We start from the raw sequence: 17355 nt of genomic DNA, 5'->3' as shown, positions 1-17355 counted from the left end.
AGATCATTGGATTCAGCAGGAATAAAAATTAATCACTTATAAATCAATGAGTTAAAAAATAATTCGAGCCGCGAAAACGAAACTGGCACGCCGCTCGCTATATCCCTGTCAACAAAAGGACAACAGAGCGAGACGCCACCATGGCCAACACCGCACTCTTCAACACCCAGGCAGCAGGCCTGCCGCAGGTGGATGCACTGAACCACAGCCAGGCCGGCGCCTACGCCCTGCAGCCGAAGCACAAGCTGGCACAACTGGCGATGACCGGTTGCCTGAACCAGACCTTCTACGCCGACGCTCCCGAGCAACTGGCCGAGGTCCTGGCCCTGGTGGCTCAACTGGACGCAGCCTTCGTGGCCAAGACCGCCGTGTACGCCCGTCGTGCCGGCCACATGAAGGACATGCCGGCCCTGCTGGTGGCCGCTCTGGCGGCGCAACGCTCCTCCCTGCTGCCGGAAGTTTTCGGCCAGGTGGTGGATAACGGCAAGATGCTGCGCAACTTCGTGCAGATCCTGCGCAGCGGTGTGACCGGCCGTAAATCGCTCGGTTCGCAACCCAAGCGACTGGTACAGGAGTGGCTGAACACCGCCAGCGAGCGACAACTGCTGCAAGCTGCGATCGGCAACCAACCGTCCCTGGCGGACGTGCTGAAGATGGTTCACCCGAAACCGAGCGAAGCCTGGCGTGAAGCCTTCTTCGCCTGGGTACTCGGCAAGCCGGCGGACGCCGATGTGCTGCCGCCGCTGACCCGCGCCCTGCTGGCTTACCGCAGCGGCGCCAGCGACGAGCTGCCGGACGTGCCTTTCCAATTGCTGGGCGACCGTCAGCTGAGCGCTGAACAGTGGCTGGTGCAGGCACAGCGAATGGGCTGGCAGGCACTGCGGATGAACCTCAACACCCTGGCGCGCCACGGTGTGTTCCAGTTGCGCGGCGCGGCCTACACGGTTGCCGCGCGGCTGGCGGACCGGGAAGCGGTGGCCAAGGCACGGGTCTACCCGTACCAGTTGCTGACTGCCTACAAGATGGCCGGCAGCGAAGTACCGGAGCCGGTGCGCGAGGCGCTGCAGGACGCGCTGGAAATGTCGCTGGCCAATGTGCCGGCGCTGCGGGGCAACGTGGTGGTGTGCCCGGACGTGTCCGGCTCCATGCAAAGCCCGGCCACCGGCTACCGCCCGGGCGCCACCAGCACCGTGCGCTGCATCGATGTGGCGGCGCTGATGGCCGCGGCGGTACTGCGCAAGCAGCCGATGGCGCGAGTGATGCCGTTCGAGAACCACGTGGTGAACGTGCGACTCAACCCGCGTGACAGCGTGATGAGCAACGCGCAGAAGCTGGCCTCGATCGGCGGCGGTGGTACCAACTGCTCGGCACCGCTGGCGCAGCTGGTGAAGGAGAAGGCCAAGGTGGATACGCTGATCCTGGTTTCCGACAACGAATCCTGGATCGACGCCAAGCGTCGCGGCGCCACCGAAACCATGCTCCAGTGGCAGCAGCTGAAGCGGCTGAACCCGAAGGCGAAGATGGTCTGCATCGACATCCAGCCCTACGGCACCACCCAGGCGCAGGAGCGGGCGGACATCCTCAACGTCGGCGGTTTCGGCGATGCGGTATTCGATGTGGTCGCCCAGTTCGCCAGCGGCGAATACGGCGCGCGGCACTGGGTCGAGCTGATCGAGGCGACCGAGCTGTAGCGAAAAGATGAAGGGCCCCGCAATGGGGCGGGGCCCGCAACGAGTTGAAGCGCGAGACGGCGAATGCAGCCGGGACTCCATCACCGATGTCCCTGCACACTTTTGTCACCGTAGCGCGCGGCACGAATGCAGGTGGCTGTACATCGGTTGAGCCGGTTCGATTCCGGCCCGCGGCAACGCGGAACAGTCGCCTTCCCTTGTCGTGCCACCTTGAGTTTTGCGACGAATGCCGGTGGAACTACACCCTTCCACGGTCGAGATGCGGGTTCGAATCCCGTCGGCTCCAATACTGCGGGGCCGTAGTTCAACGGTAGAACACGAAAACGTTTCACCACCTTTTGTCGTCGCACCTGTTTCACCACGGCCCGCATGGGCCGGCAGCGAATGCAGCGGACATTACATTGGTCGCGGGTTCGAACCCCGCCCCGGCAACGGGTAGCTCAGTGGGTAGAGCAGTCTCATGTCCGCGTCACCTCGTCGCTGCACCAGGGCCATCGAATGGCCAAAGGATCGACCCGGCGAATGCCGGTGGAACTACAGGACGTCGTGGTTGCGGGTTCGACTCCCGCCGGCTCTTCGGGGCCGTAGCTCAACGGATAGAGCGCGATGCACGTTTCACCTCAGTTGTCGCCGTTTTGAAATTGAAAGGAACGAGAACATGGAAAAGCACTACAACCTGCTGGAAGTCGCCAACGGCAAACCGATCAAGCTCTGGACCCAGGGCGTACCGGTGGAGGACGACGCGCGCAAGCAGCTGATGAACACCGCGCAGATGCCCTTCATCTTCAAGCACCTGGCCGTGATGCCGGACGTGCACCTGGGTAAGGGGTCGACCATCGGCAGCGTGATCCCCACCGTCGGCGCCATCATCCCGGCCGCCGTGGGCGTGGACATCGGTTGCGGAATGATCGCCGCGCGCACCTCGCTGACCGCCTCCGACCTGCCGGATAACCTGGCCGGCCTGCGAAGCGCCATCGAAAGAGCCGTGCCCCACGGGCGTAGCGTTTCCCGCGGTGGCCGAGACAAAGGCGCCTGGGAAGACGTGCCGGAGCTGGCGGACCACGCCTGGTCGGCCCTGGCCGGGCGCTTCAAGGTGATCACCGACAAGTACCCGCGCCTGGAGAAGACCAACAACCGCAAGCACCTGGGAACCCTGGGAACCGGTAACCACTTCATCGAGGTCTGCCTGGACGAGGCACAGCGCGTCTGGTTCATGCTCCACAGCGGATCGCGCGGCGTAGGTAACGCCATCGGCAACCTGTTCATCGAACTGGCCCAGGCCGATATGCGCCGGCACATCGCCAACCTGCCGGACCGTGACCTGGCCTACTTCGAAGAAGGCAGCGAGCACTTCGACGACTACGTGGAAGCCGTGAGCTGGGCCCAGGACTTCGCCAAGCAGAACCGCGCGATGATGATGCATGCCGTGATCGCCGCCGCGCGCCAGGTGATCACCAAGCCCTTCGAGGCCAACCTGGAGGCAGTGAACTGCCACCACAACTACGTGCAGAAGGAGCAGCACTTCGGCCAGGAGGTCCTGGTAACCCGCAAGGGCGCGGTATCGGCACAGAAGGGCCAGCTGGGGGATCATCCCGGGCTCCATGGGTGCGCGCAGCTTCATCGTGCGTGGCCTGGGTAACGAGGAGGCGTTCTGCTCCTGCAGCCACGGTGCCGGTCGCACCATGAGCCGTACCAAGGCGAAGAAACTGTTCACCGTGGAAGACCAGATCCGCGCCACCGCCCATGTGGAATGCCGCAAGGACGAAGACGTGATCGACGAAATCCCCATGGCCTACAAGGATATCGACGCCGTGATGCATGCCCAGCGCGAGCTGGTGGAAGTGGTGCATACCCTGCGCCAGGTGGTGTGCGTGAAGGGGTAAAAACTACCTGCGCTGACTGCCTCGCCGACGTTTTTCAAGACACTGTGAAGAGGGAATCATGTTGCAGAAACTGGAAAGCCGGCGGGTGACGGAACTCCAGGCCCGCCTCGACGAAGCTGGCAGCGTCTTCGACTTCGTCGTGCTGGGCCTGGATGTCACCGCCCGCCCCGGCGAGGCCGAGCACAAGGATGCGCTGCGGGTGCTGTTCGAAGGCATTCGCGAACGCTCCCAGGCATGGCGCCGCAAGCTGCTGGAAGAACACCCGCAGTACGCCAATAAACCCTGGCCGGAGCTGATCCCCGACCTGGACCGGGCCCGCCCGCAGGCCCTGGATGCCGCGCGCATCGAGGACCTGGCGCGGGACGATGGGCCGCTGTACCGGGCCCTGGTCGGCCCGCCCTATGGCAGCACGCTGCAGGTGGAGGACTTCCGCGAATGGCGCGAGGTCCTGCGGCTGCATGCCGGCGAAGGGCTGCAGGTGCTGGACTGGGTCGGCAACGCCGACGACGAACCCCAGCGCAGCGCCTGGAGCAGCTACTTCGATGACGGCAAGGAATGGTGGGGCATCTGGTGCCTCACCCTGTACAACCCGAGACGACGAACACTCAGCGCGCTGGCCGCCAGCGCCACCGATTGAAGCAGTAAAGGAACCAACGAAATGACCAGCGACCACCGCCATCCCCTCCCCGCCGCCATGCGCGAGCGGGTGCTGGAGGAACTGCACCGGGTCGAACGCGAGCGCAACGTCACCGTGCTCTACGCCTGCGAATCCGGCAGCCGCGCCTGGGGCTTCGCCTCGAGCGACAGCGACTACGACGTGCGCTTCGTCTACGTCGAGCAACCCGACTGGTACCTGCAGGTGCGTGAGCCGCGCGACGTGATCGAGCGCCCGCTGGACGACGAGCTGGACGTCAGCGGCTGGGAACTGCGCAAGGCCCTGCGCCTGCTGCGCAACTCCAACCCCACGCTTTTGGAATGGCTCGACTCGCCCCTGGTGTACCGCCAGGACGAGGCCGCCAGTGCACGCCTGCGTGAACTGGCCGAAGCCTTCTGGTCACCCCGCGCCGTGCGTCACCATTACCTGTCCATGGCCAAGAAGAACTTCCGGGGCTACCTGCAGGACGAGACTGTGCGTTTCAAGAAGTACCTCTACGTCCTGCGCCCGCTCCTGGCGGTACGCTGGCTCGACCAGGGCCGCGGCCGCCCGCCGATGCCCTTCGAGGACCTGCTGGTGACCCTGGATGACGCTGCACAGCTGGAGGAAATACACGCGCTGCTGCAACTCAAGCGTGCGGGTACCGAGGCCACCTACGGCCCTCGCCGCGAGGTGTTGCACGCCTTCATCGAAGCCCAGCTGGCCAGCGCCGGTGAAGCGCCACAGTTGCCACGGGGCGAGGGCGATGACGCCCTGCTGGATGAATTCATGCGCCACTGCGTGCGGACCCACGCCGCCTGACGCCAACGAGTAAAGGGAGAACACGGGAAATGGATTTCAAACTGCTTATCACCCTGCCGGCGCTCCTCGGCCTTGCCAGCGGCCTGGCCGCCCAGGAGCGCCAGCGGCTGGAAACCGTCGCCCTGGACGCAACAACGGCCTTCGAACTGTCGCTGCCCGCCTGCACCCAGGCGCCCTGCCCCTTCGAGCTGCGCCTGTTGCGTAGCGGCCAGCCGGTCGGCGCCCCGGTGGCGCTGGCCTGGTCGGCAACGGCTGCACCGGCCCAGCCAGCAGAGCCCGATCCCCTGTACGGCACCGGTACGCCCCCGGCGAGCGCCTCGGCCCAACCCGGGGTGTGGATAACCGGCGAGGAGGAAGGGCAGGTCAGCGCCTCCGCCCGCCCGCTGCCGCTGGCGGATGACTCGCAGGCACTGCTGGTCACCCAGATGGCCGGCTTCGAACACCCCAAGCGCCGCCACGCCCTGTACATGGCAACGGCCCAGGGCCCGCGTCTGGCCTGGTCCCACGACGAAGTCCCGGGGCCGAACCAGAGCTGGGTGCTGACCGCCACCGGTGAGAATCCGGTGCTGCTGGTGCGCTACCACGCCCTGGAGGACAACGCGCCGGACCGCCTGGAAACCCGCAACCTGAAATGGAATGGCGACCACTCGGCCCTCGCCGAAGCCGCCACTCCGCCGCCAGCGTCGCTGCTCGCGGTAATCGCCGAGCGCCACGCCAGCATCACCGCTGCCCATGCCTCCCGCACCCGGCAGCCCGAGTGCCTGGGGCCCTATGCAGTCATCGACACCGGCACCCCGGGCACTACCCGCTACGCCCTGACGCAGGTGGCGGAAAGCGCCTCCCAGGCCCAGGCGGAAACCACCCGCCTGCGCCACTGCGCAGCGACCCTGCGCCCACAGACCGTGCCACTGGCACCGCTATTGAATACACCCGTCCCGACGCCATAAGCCGGCGGGACACGGATGGGGCCAGATCCCCATCCAAGGAGAGCTCCAATGAACACAACGCAATGGCTCGCCCATTGGCGGGACCAGCTACGCGTGAAACAGGCTGCCGGCGAATACACCGACTGGCTGCGATACCGGCTGGACGAAGCCGAAACCGCCCTGGCCAACGGCGTCACCCTCAGCGCCCGCGAGTTGCCCCGGCAGCACAACGGTTTCATCCGCGAGGGCGTGCTGCGCCGGCACCTCGAACGGGGCGACGAATCCGCTTTGGCCTATTGCCTCGTCTGCCTGAACGATTCGGTGGCGAGCCTGCGCGAACTGGCACGGGGTGCCCTGGAACAGCGCCTGGTCGCAGCGTCTGCCGAGAGCCTGCTGGCCAACCTCGACCTGCTGCTGGACCTGCAGCGCAAGATGCGCGCCGACCACAGCGTGGCCCTGGCCAGCATCCAGGAACGCATGGGAGAGCCCGCGCTGCGCCCGACCTTGCTTCAGGCGCTGCCAGGCCTGAGCGGACGGGAAGCACGCTTCGTCTTCAGCACCTTGATGGCGGAGGTCAACCTCGACGCCGAACTGCTCGGGACCGCCCTGGCACACCCCGATCCAACCCTGCGCACCCAGGCCATGGACGCGCTGGGCAAGGCGCCGGCCAACCTGGTCGGGCCGCTCTGGCGCCGCGCCTTGATGGACCGCAGCGACCGCCTGCGCGCTAAGGCCCTGTATGCGCTGCTCAAGGGCGAACCCGACGCAGCAGAACTGCGCAGCTGGCTGGAAACGGCCCTGCTGGACAGCTCGCCCGCCGTTCGCGACCTGGCGCGCTGGGCTGCACCTCGTCATGGCGTCGACGCCCAGGCCGTGGTGCGACGCGCCCTGGAACAGCTGCCGAAGGACAGGACGCACTGGCACGGCGTGCTCGGCCAGGCCGCCGAATTGCGCATGGAGGAAGCCGTTCCGCTGGCCCACCAGGCGCTCGCCACGCCACTGCCCTCCGTACGCCGCAAGGGCCTGCAGGTGCTGATGGAGCTCGCCCCTGAACAAGCAAGCGAGGCGAGCCTCGCCCTGCTGGACGACGCCGCACTGGGCGTGATCGTGGCGGCACTCCTGGCCTTGAAGCGCCTGCGCCACCCGGCATTCGAGCCGGCACTGCAGGCAGAGATCGCCCGTCGTGCCGTGGAGGACATACCGGGCAGCCTGCGCCTCATCCTGATGCGGCCCGCCGGCGCTCAGTCGGAAAGCCTGCTGGATGGCCTGTGCAACGCTCCTGAAGCCCAGCGCGAGCTCTGGCTACAGGCGTTCCAGTCCTGGCGTCAGCGCTGGCGACCGAACAGATACTGGGAGTCTGCCGCGCCACTCAAGGCCCGCCTGGAAGGCCTGCGCGACAGGCAACTGATACCCGAAGAAGAACTGACGGCCCTGATACGGCTGCTGTGAAAGCGCCCTTAGCGGAAGCAATTGATCGGAACACTTAAGACATGAACAAGGATTTTCTCGAACTCGACGGCGCTATCGGTGGCGGCCAGATACTGCGCAGCGCGCTGAGCCTGTCGATGATCAGCGGGCGCGCGTTCCGCATCCGCAATATCCGTGCGAAGCGCAGCCGACCGGGCCTGTTGCGCCAGCACCTGACGGCGGTACTGGCGGCAGCGCAGGTGTCCGGGGCAGTGGCCGAGGGCGCGGAGCTGGGCTCGCAGACGCTGTGCTTCACGCCCGGGCCGATACGCGGCGGCGACTACCGTTTCGCCATCGGCAGCGGGGGCAGCTGCACCCTGGTGCTGCAGACCCTGCTGCCGGCGCTGCTGTTCGCCGACGGGCCGAGCACCCTGGAGGTCAGCGGCGGCACCCACAACCCGCTGGCGCCGCCGGTGGACTTTCTCCAGTGCGCCTGGCTGCCGCTGTTGCGCCGCATGGGCGCCGAGGTGGAGCTGGAGCTGCTGCGCCACGGCTTCATGATGGCCGGTGGTGGCGTGGTGCGGATGCGCATGGCACCCGGCGAACTGCAGCCGCTGCACCTGGAGGCACCGGGCGCGGTGTTGAAGCGCAAGGCACGCGCGCTGGTCGCCGGGGTTCCCGGCCATGTCGGCGAACGCGAGCTGCAACGGGTGGGCAAGCGCCTGGGCTGGAATGAGGACGAGCTGCACCTGCAGTTCATCGACAATGACCAGGGGCCGGGCAATGCCCTGCTGCTGGAGATCGGCTGCGCGACCCTGACCGAGGTGTTCAGCGCCTTCGGCCAGCCCCGCCTGGGTGCGGAGCGAGTCGCCGACCTGGCGGTGGACGAGGCCCGTGCCTGGCTGGCTTCTGGCACCGCGGTGGGCGAGCACCTGTCGGACCAGCTGCTGCTGCCCATGGCCCTGGCCGGCGGTGGCAGCTTCAGCACCCTGGTGCTCAGCGACCACCTGGTGAGCAATATCGAGGTGATCCAACAATTCCTGCCCGTCCGCTGTCAGATACAGACTAAGCGGCAGGATTTCCACGACATCGCCATCACGGCGGTTTGACGAAACCACGACATCCTCCCGCCGATACTTGCGCCAGGCCGCCTCTCCCCGGGGTGGCCGCCGCAATGAAATCAGCGCATGTACGCCCGGGTAACGGGCGTACGGGAGTCGAACATGGCGTCATTCCGCGCCGCCCTTGCCATCCCCCTCCTCCTCGGCTGCGCCCTGCTGGCCGGCTGCGAGAGCACCCACCAATACCTGATCGCCGAAGGCTACCCACCGGCCTTCGCCGACGGCTTCCGCGACGGCTGCAGCAGTGGCCGCCAGGCGGCAGGCGTGATCACCGGCGCCTTCCGCAAGGACGTGCCGCGCTACCTCAAGGAGCGCACCTACGCCGAAGGCTGGGGCGACGGCTTCGAGCAGTGCAAGGAGCAGGTGCGCAGCGAAGAGCTGCGGGAGTTCCACGAGCAGGTATCCAAGGATCGCGACGAGGACTGGGAGCGTGACAAGCGCCGCACCATGGACCGCGCCCTGACCGGCCATTGAGCGGCCGGGCACAACCGTCGCGCAAACGAAAAGGGCAGCCATTCGGCTGCCCTTTTTCGTCGCGGATGAATCCGCTCCCACCAGGGGATGTCGCGACTCAGACCACGCCTTGCGCCAGCATGGCGTCGGCCACCTTGACGAAGCCGGCGATGTTGGCGCCCTTCACGTAGTTGATCCGGCCGTGCTCTTCGCCGTGGGCGACACAGGCATGGTGGATGTTCTGCATGATGCCGTGCAGGCGCTGGTCCACCTCACCGGCGCTCCAGTGCAGGCGCATGGCGTTCTGGCTCATCTCCAGGCCGCTGGTGGCGACGCCGCCGGCGTTGGAGGCCTTGCCCGGGGCGTAGAGGATGCCGGCCTCGACGAAGATATCCACAGCCTCCAGGGTCGAGGGCATGTTGGCGCCTTCGGCGACGCAGATGCAGCCGTTGGCCAGCAGGGTGCGGGCGTCGTTGGCGTCCAGCTCGTTCTGGGTCGCGCAGGGCAGCGCGATGTCGCAAGCCAGGCTCCAGGGGCGCTGGCCGGCGAGGAAGCGCAGACCGGGCGCCTGCAGCTCGCTGAGGCGGCCACGGCGCACGTTCTTCAGCTCCATCACCGCTTCCCACTGCTCCTGGGTCAGGCCGCCTTCGGCGAACAGGGTGCCTTCGGAATCGGACAGCGAGATCACCTTGCCGCCCAGCTCCATGACTTTCTGCGCCGCGTACTGGGCGACGTTGCCGGAACCGGAGATGGCCACGCGCTGGCCGTCGAAGCCGCTCTCGCGGCCCTTGAGCATTTCCTGGGCAAAGTACACGCAGCCGTAGCCGGTGGCTTCCGGGCGGATCAGGCTGCCGCCGTAGGCCAGGCCCTTGCCGGTGAGCACCGAGGTGAACTCGTTGGACAGGCGCTTGTACTGGCCGAACAGGAAGCCGATCTCGCGGGCGCCGACGCCGATGTCACCGGCGGGCACGTCGAGGTCGGCGCCGATGTGGCGGTACAGCTCGCTCATGAAGGACTGGCAGAAGCGCATGACTTCGGCATCGCTCTTGCCCTTGGGGTCGAAGTCCGAGCCGCCCTTGCCGCCGCCCATGGGCAGCGAGGTCAGGGAATTCTTGAACACCTGCTCGAAGGCCAGGAACTTGAGCACGCCGAGGTTCACCGAGGGGTGGAAGCGCAGGCCGCCCTTGTACGGACCGATGGCGCTGCTCATCTGCACGCGGTAGCCACGGTTGACCCGTACGCGGCCGGCGTCGTCGACCCAGGGCACGCGGAACAGGATGGCGCGTTCGGGCTCGACGAGGCGTTCGAGGATGCCGCCCTGCAGGTAGCGCGGGTTGGCCTCGAGGAAGGGCCAGAGGCTGCGCAGCACTTCTTCCACGGCCTGGTGGAATTCGGGCTGGTCGGGGTCACGCCGTTTCAGGCGGGCAAGATAGTTGTCGACGGATTCGGTCATGGCGTCCTGGCCTGCTCGTTCTGTTCAAAAGGGCGCTGACTCTAGCAAGGAAAATGCGCCCTACAGAAGTGCAAGATGACGCTTTATTGAATCTTTTTGGTGCAAATCTATAAAAGACGCCGCAATCGAAGGGAATAAACCCCTATGAAACGGGGATTTCGTCGAGCAAAGCTTGCACCTTGTCGGCGCAATCCAGGCTCTCAAATAGCGCATTCGCGCGAGCACCGAGCGAGCGGGGCGCTGCCGCCTGGCCTTTGTATCCACCCATTTCCACGGGAGAACTCGGCACATTCGCGCCAGTCATAGCGATGTGCCATTTCGGCACTCACTCCCAGGAGTCCATCCATGTACCGCTCGCGCATGCGTCCTTCCCTCCTCGCCGCCACCACGCTCACCGCCCTGCTGCTCGCCGGCATCGGCCAGGCCCGAGCAGGTGTCGAGATGGCAGGCTCGGCCAGCAGCTATGACAACCTCGCCGCTGTGGATAGCACCTCCCACGGGGGCCAACTGACGGAGAGCAACATCAGCGTCGGCGATCTCAAGGAGATGCAGAAGCACATCAACAAGCTGAATCAGCTGAGCAGCGATCAGGCCGACACCATCAGCGCCCTGAGGCGCCAGGTGGACGACCTCAAGCGCGACAGCGGCTCGGCCAACGACATCTCCGGCATCCAGCGCGGGCTGGATGAGCAGGCACGCAAGACCGACCAGTTGCAACGCAGCCTGGACGACCTGGCCCGCAAGGTGAAGTAAGCCGGGAGCGGAAACGAAAACGGAGCCTTTCGGCTCCGTTTTCTTTTGCGGCCCACCCGGCGTCAACCGGGGGATGACCTCAGGTCACTGGGCCAGCTTCTTGTGACGCACGCGGTGCGGCTGGGCAGCGGCATCGCCCAGGCGTTTCTTGCGGTCGGCTTCGTACTCGGTGTAGTTGCCTTCGAAGAACACCGCTTGCGAGTCGTCTTCGTACGCCAGGATGTGGGTGGCGACGCGGTCCAGGAACCACCGATCGTGGGAAATCACGATGGCGGCGCCGGGGAAGTCCAGCAGGGCTTCTTCCAGGGAGCGCAGGGTTTCGACGTCGAGGTCGTTGGACGGTTCGTCGAGCAGGAGGACGTTGCCACCCTCCTTCAGGGTCAGGGCCAGGTGCAGGCGGCCACGCTCACCACCGGACAGGTCCTTGACGAACTTCTGCTGGTCGCCGCCCTTGAAGTTGAAGCGACCGACGTAGGTGCGCGACGGGATCTCGTAGTTGCCGATGCGGATCTGGTCGGAGCCGTCGGAAATCTGCTGGAACACGGTCTTGCTGCCATCCAGGTCGTCGCGGCTCTGGTCCACGCAGGCCAGTTGCACGGTCTCGCCGATCTCGATGCTGCCCGAGTCCGGCTGCTCCTTGCCCATGAGCATGCGGAACAGGGTCGACTTACCGGCACCGTTACCGCCGATCACGCCGACGATGGCGCCCTTGGGCATGGAGAACGACAGGTTGTCGATCAGCACGCGGTCGCCGTAGCCCTTGGTGACGTTCTTGAACTCGATGACCTTGTCGCCCAGGCGCGGACCGGCCGGGATGTAGATCTCGTTGGTCTCGCTGCGCTTCTGGAATTCCTGGGATTGCATTTCCTCGAAGCGCTGCAGGCGGGCCTTGGATTTCGACTGGCGGGCCTTGGCGCCTTTGCGCACCCACTCCAGTTCTTCCTTCATGGCCTTTTCATGGGCCGACTGCTGCTTGGATTCCTGGGCCAGACGGGCCGACTTGGTCTCCAGCCAACCGGAGTAGTTGCCCTCGTAGGGGATGCCCGCGCCACGGTCGAGTTCGAGGATCCAGCCGGCGACGTTATCGAGGAAGTAACGGTCGTGGGTAATGGCTACCACGGTGCCCGGGAAGTCGTGGAGGAAGTGCTCCAGCCAGGCGACGGAGTCGGCGTCCAGGTGGTTGGTCGGTTCGTCCAGCAGCAACATGTCGGGGGCGGACAGCAGCAGGCGGCACAGGGCCACGCGGCGCTTCTCACCACCGGACAGGTGCTCGACGCGGGCGTCCCAGGCCGGCAGGCGCAGCGCATCGGCGGCGACTTCCAGCTGGCGCTCCAGGTTGTGGCCATCGCTGGCCTGGAGGATGGCTTCGAGCTTGGCCTGCTCGGCGGCCAGCTTGTCGAAGTCGGCGTCCGGGTCGGCGTAGGCGGCGTAGACCTCGTCCAGGCGAGCCTGGGCGTCCTTCACCACGCTGACCGCTTCCTCGACCACTTCGCGCACGCTCTTGTTCGGGTCCAGCTGCGGCTCCTGGGGCAGGTAGCCGATGTTCAGCTCGGGCATCGGGCGCGCTTCGCCGTCGAACTCGGTGTCCACGCCGGCCATGATCTTCAGCAGAGTCGATTTACCCGAGCCGTTGAGGCCCAGCACACCGATCTTGGCGCCGGGGAAGAACGACAGGGAGATGTTTTTAAGGATTTCCCGCTTCGGCGGAACAACCTTGCTCAGCCGATGCATGGTGAAGACGTATTGAGCCATGGGTGACCTTGGTTCTGTGATCAGGGGTATAGGGCGGGGCGCAGGCGCTCCCGCGCGCGTGCGGCAAAGCTACCGGAATGGGCGAAACAGGGCAAACGACGCTCGTCGGCCATGCTGGCACTTCGCCTCACTTCAAGGCATGCTAGCCGGCTTGCATCAGCCGGACTACAGTCAGTCGGCAAGCACCACCCTGCCTTTTTCGTCGTCACCGCAGGATTTCGCCCAGTGCCCAAGCTTCGCCCTTCCACTACCCCGCGTGCGCCCGGAGAGCCGTACGGCCCGCCGATGCATCGCTCGGTGAAGGGCCTGCTCGTGATCCTCGTGCTGTCGATGCTCGGCCTGCTCCTCTGGCAGCTGCAGCAGGAGTACCACCAGCTCCGGGACAGCCAGCGGCAACGCAGCCAGGAGCTGGCGCGGGAAATGTCCAGCCACCTGGAAGGCAGCATGGAGTTCAAGGCCCAGGCCGGCCTCGCCTTCCTCTCCCAGAGCGCCCGCCAGCCGTCCATCAACCCCGAGCTGCTGGACAACCTGCGGCGCATCTACCCGGCCATGCGCAGCATCGCCTGGCTCACCCCCCGTGGCGGCATCGCCGCCGACAGCGCGGAAGGCGCCGACGACGCCCTGTTCGTCGCCAGCCTCTACCAGCGCTCCGCCGGCCAGCCCGTGCACTTCGCCTTCAGCGCCCAGGCCGGCGGCCAGCTGTACCTGATTCTGCGGGACGTGCAGGCCAACAACGTCTGGCTCCTGCGCCTGGCGCCGCGTGCGCTGCACAACTGGATCCGCGAGCAGGAGCGCGCCCAGTCCGGCTGGCTGCTGGAGGACCGCTTCAGCGCCCGCGTGCTGCTGCACAGCGGCAAGCTCGACAAGGACAGCCCCATCGTCATGCCGGTGACCGCCGAGGAAGAGTCGCAGACGCTGTTCCTCGCCCCCCTCGCCCACAGTGACTGGCAACTGCGCGCGCTCTACGACGAACGCCAGGTGCAGGCCCAATTGCTGCCCGGGCTCATCGGCCGCTTCGCGCTGTTCCTGATCTGCGCCACCCTGGCCACCATCGCCCTGTTCGTCCTGCAGCGCGAACAGCGCAACCTGCGCGAGATCAACGACGCCTCGCGGCGCTCCCTGCGCCAGGCGGCCAGCGCCCTGGGGGTGATCGAAGAGCGCGTGGTGGTGACCTGGACCGACGGCGTGGTGTGCTACCTCAACGCCCGCGCCGAGGCGTTGTTCGGCATGAGCAGCGAAGAATCCCAGGAGTACCACCTGCTGGCCCTGCTGCCGGGGCTGGACCCGCTGCTGCTGCACGCCACCACCTTCCCCAACGACCTCGGCCCGGACCTGGTGCCCGCCGGCGTCGACGGCGAGCAGCGCCTGTTCGCCGTGACCCGCAACGACCTCAACGATGGCGCCAAGCTGATCGGATACGTCTGGGTGCTGCGCGACGTCACCGAAGAGCAGCAGGCCCTGCGCGTGCTGCAGGAAACCCGTCGGCGCTACCAGGACATCTTCGAAGGCACCGGGGTCGCGCTCTGCGTGCTGGACCTTTCCGGCCTGCGCGAATACCTGTTCCAGCTGGGCCTGCGCGACACCCAGGCCCTCGGCCAGTGGATCACCGCGCACCCCGAGCAGCACATGGAGCTGCAGCAGCGCCTGCGCATCACCGAGGTCAACCAGTTCGCCCTGCGCCTGCTGGGCGTCGCCAGCACCGAGCAGGCCTGGCAGCAGTTGGTCGGCCACGGCCCGTTGCGCGATGGCGGCATCCGCGCCCAGCTGATCGGCGCCGTGCTCGGCAGCCAATCGCAGATCGAGCTGGAAACCCGCATCGTCACGCCCCAGGGCACCGAGCGCCACCTGTGGGTGGTGCTGCGCCTGCCGGAAATGATCCAGGACCTGCACGCCGTCACCCTGAGCATCAGCGACATCACCAGCCGCAAGCGCATCGAGCTGTCGCTGATCGAGCGCGAGCGCTTCTGGTCCGACGTGGTGCTGGCCGTGCCGGACACCCTCTACGTGCACGACATCGGCAACCGCAAGGTCATGCTCAGCAACAACCGCCTCGGCCAGCAGCTCGGCTACAGCCGTAGCGAGCTCAAGGAGATGGGCGAGCGCTTCTGGGAGCAGGTGCTGCACCCGGACGACGAGGAACAGTACTGGCGCATGCGCAACCTGCAACAGGTGGTCGGCGACGGCCTGCTGCTGCAATGCCAGTTGCGCTGGCGCCATCGCGACGGCAACTGGCACTGGTTCGACATCCGCGAGCAATCCCTGACCCGCGACGAGCAGGGCCGGGTCAGCCGCCTGATAGGCGTGGCCAAGGACATCACCGAGCAGATCGAAGCCAGCGAACTGATGCGCGACAGCGAGCGGCGCTACCGCCTGCTGGCCGAAAGCATCAGCGACGTGATCTTCACCAGCGACCGCCAGCTGCAGCTCAACTACGTCAGCCCCTCGGTGCAGCCGGTGCTCGGCCTCAGCGCCGAATCGGTGGTCGCCAACGGCTTCAACACCGCCGTCGCCGACCCACGGCAGATGGCCCCGCTCTACGTGCTGCTGGACCAGGTCAGCAACGCCCTGGGCAACCCCCAGCGCCTGGCCGAACTGCGCGCCCGCCTGCCGGCCCAGCTGTTCCTCTTCGACTGCCTGCGCGCCGACGGCCGCAAGATTCCCGTGGAACTGCGCATCATGCTGATGTGGGACGAACACGGGCAGTTCGAAGGGCTGCTCGGCGTCGGCCGCGACATCAGCCAGCAACGCCGCGCCGAAAAAGACCTGCGCATGGCGGCGACGGTGTTCGAGCACTCCACCTCGGCCATCCTGGTCACCGACCCGGCCGGCTATATCGTCCAGGTCAACGAAGCCTTCAGCCGCATCACCGGCTACTCCTCGGCCGAAGTGCTCGACCAGCTGCCCTCGGTGCTCACCGCCGACCGCCAGCAGGCCACCCAGCTCAACTACATCCTCGGCCAGCTCAACCAGCGCGGCAGCTGGGAGGGCGAGGTCTGGCTCAAGCGCCGCCAGGGCGATGCCTACCCCTCGTGGATCGGCATCACTGCAGTGCACGACGAAGAAGGCGACCTGGTCAGCTACGTGTGCTTCTTCAGCGACATCAGCGAGCGCAAGGCCAGCGAACAGCGCATCCACCGCCTGGCCTACTACGACGCCCTCACCCACCTGCCCAACCGCACGCTGTTCCAGGACCGCCTGCACACCGCGCTGCAGCACGCCGAGCGGCACCAGGAGTGGGTGGTGCTGATGTTCCTCGACCTCGACCGCTTCAAGCCGATCAATGACTCCCTCGGCCATGCCGCCGGCGACCGCATGCTCAAGGACGTGGCCATCCGTCTGGCCGCCTGCGTCGACGACGACGACACCGTGGCGCGCATGGGCGGCGACGAATTCACCCTGCTGCTGCAACCTCGCGCCACCCGCGAAGGCGCGCTGAACCGCGCCATCAGCGTGGCCGAGCAGATACTCGCCAGCCTGGCCCGCCCCTTCGTGCTGGAAGGCCGCGAGTTCTTCGTTACCGCCAGCATCGGCATCGCCCTCAGCCCCCAGGACGGCCGCGAGCTGAGCCAGCTGATGAAGAACGCCGACACCGCGATGTACCACGCCAAGGAACGCGGCAAGAACAACTTCCAGTTCTACCAGGCCGAAATGAACGCCCGCGCCCTGGAGCGCCTGGAGCTGGAGGGCGACCTGCGCCACGCCCTGGAGCAGCGCGAATTCATCCTCTATTACCAGCCGCAGTTCTCCGGCGACGGCAAGCGCCTCACCGGCGTCGAGGCGCTGCTGCGCTGGCAGCACCCCAAGCGTGGCCTGGTGCCGCCCAACGACTTCATCCCGGTGCTCGAAGAGCTCGGCCTGGTGGTGGACGTCGGCGACTGGGTGGTGCGCGAGGCCTGCCGCCAGCTCAAGCACTGGCACCAGCAGAAGATGCGCCTGCCGAAGATCTCGGTGAACATCTCCGCGCGCCAGTTCGCCGACGGCCAGTTGGTGGAACGCATCTCCGGAATCCTCGCCGACAGCGGCCTGCCGCCCGCCTGCCTGGAGCTGGAGCTGACCGAATCCATCCTGATGCGCGACGTCGGCGAAGCCATGCAGATCCTCGCCAGCCTCAAGCGCCTGGGCCTGTGCATCGCGGTGGACGACTTCGGCACCGGCTACTCCTCGCTCAACTACCTCAAGCAGTTCCCCATCGATGTGCTGAAGATCGACCGCAGCTTCGTCGACGGCCTGCCCGACGGTGAGCGCGATGCGCAGATCGCCCGCGCCATCATCGCCATGTCCCACAGCCTCAACCTCGCGGTGATCGCCGAAGGCGTCGAGACCCACGCCCAGCTGGAGTTCCTCCGCGAACACGGCTGCGACGAGGTGCAGGGCTACCTCTTCGGCCGCCCCATGAGCCCCGAGCAGTTCGAGGCCCAGTTCGGCGGCGCCGCGCTGTTCATGCTCAGTTGAGCACCTCG

11 protein-coding genes and 1 pseudogene are annotated in these 17355 nt (G+C 66.5%); 10 read left to right on the top strand and 2 right to left on the bottom strand.

Features of this window, described 5'->3' with window-relative positions; translation table 11 throughout:
• Window positions 1-140 precede the first annotated feature (140 nt).
• The 8 genes and pseudogenes from ACXI0U_RS01810 (at window position 141) to ACXI0U_RS01775 (ending at window position 8958) form a co-directional block, all read left to right on the top strand.
• Window positions 141-1691: a TROVE domain-containing protein gene (locus tag ACXI0U_RS01810; RefSeq protein ID WP_479549650.1), complete on the top strand. Its 1551-nt coding sequence runs from the start codon at window positions 141-143 to the stop codon at window positions 1689-1691.
• A 658-nt stretch (window positions 1692-2349) separates the two neighbouring features.
• Window positions 2350-3574, top strand: a pseudogene (locus ACXI0U_RS01805) (RtcB family protein).
• Between the two features lie 58 nt (window positions 3575-3632).
• Window positions 3633-4211, top strand: coding sequence for a hypothetical protein (locus ACXI0U_RS01800; RefSeq protein WP_431483445.1), 579 nt, complete (start codon window positions 3633-3635; stop codon window positions 4209-4211).
• A 21-nt stretch (window positions 4212-4232) separates the two neighbouring features.
• The gene (locus ACXI0U_RS01795; RefSeq protein WP_431483444.1) at window positions 4233-5030 is read left to right on the top strand and encodes a nucleotidyltransferase domain-containing protein; all 798 of its coding nucleotides are present in this window, start codon (window positions 4233-4235) and stop codon (window positions 5028-5030) included.
• Window positions 5031-5059: 29 nt separating this feature from the next.
• Window positions 5060-5977 (top strand): hypothetical protein, encoded by a 918-nt coding sequence (locus tag ACXI0U_RS01790; protein WP_479549649.1) that lies wholly within the window; start codon window positions 5060-5062, stop codon window positions 5975-5977.
• A 48-nt stretch (window positions 5978-6025) separates the two neighbouring features.
• Complete coding sequence (locus ACXI0U_RS01785) at window positions 6026-7405, top strand: HEAT repeat domain-containing protein (protein ID WP_479549648.1); 1380 nt, start codon at window positions 6026-6028, stop codon at window positions 7403-7405.
• Window positions 7406-7446: 41 nt separating this feature from the next.
• Window positions 7447-8472, top strand: coding sequence for an RNA 3'-terminal phosphate cyclase (gene rtcA / locus ACXI0U_RS01780; protein WP_479549647.1), 1026 nt, complete (start codon window positions 7447-7449; stop codon window positions 8470-8472).
• A gap of 114 nt (window positions 8473-8586) precedes the next feature.
• Complete coding sequence (locus tag ACXI0U_RS01775; protein ID WP_479549646.1) at window positions 8587-8958, top strand: hypothetical protein; 372 nt, start codon at window positions 8587-8589, stop codon at window positions 8956-8958.
• A gap of 97 nt (window positions 8959-9055) precedes the next feature.
• On the opposite strand, the gene gdhA is transcribed toward ACXI0U_RS01775, so the two are convergent.
• On the bottom strand, window positions 9056-10390 hold the full coding sequence (gene gdhA, locus ACXI0U_RS01770; RefSeq protein WP_043243691.1) for an NADP-specific glutamate dehydrogenase: 1335 nt from the start codon (window positions 10388-10390) through the stop codon (window positions 9056-9058).
• A gap of 345 nt (window positions 10391-10735) precedes the next feature.
• Between gdhA and ACXI0U_RS01765 the strand changes: the two genes are divergently transcribed.
• Window positions 10736-11143 carry a hypothetical protein gene (locus ACXI0U_RS01765; RefSeq protein ID WP_021219402.1) on the top strand — a complete coding sequence of 136 codons (408 nt, stop codon included), beginning with the start codon at window positions 10736-10738 and terminating at the stop codon, window positions 11141-11143.
• Window positions 11144-11227: 84 nt separating this feature from the next.
• Here the strand turns inward: ACXI0U_RS01765 and ettA are convergent, their stop codons facing one another.
• Entirely contained in the window at window positions 11228-12895 is a 1668-nt protein-coding gene (gene ettA / locus ACXI0U_RS01760) for an energy-dependent translational throttle protein EttA (RefSeq protein WP_021219403.1), read from the bottom strand.
• Between the two features lie 285 nt (window positions 12896-13180).
• On the opposite strand from ettA, the gene ACXI0U_RS01755 reads away from it, so the two are divergent.
• A complete protein-coding gene (locus ACXI0U_RS01755) occupies window positions 13181-17347 on the top strand; it encodes a sensor domain-containing protein (RefSeq protein ID WP_479549645.1) in 4167 nt (1388 codons plus the stop codon).
• Window positions 17348-17355 lie beyond the last annotated feature (8 nt).

Source organism: Pseudomonas sp. C9D1, assembly GCF_056491235.1.
The sequence above is the reverse complement of the archived record's forward strand: the minus strand, read 5'-3'. Positions and strand labels throughout refer to the sequence as shown.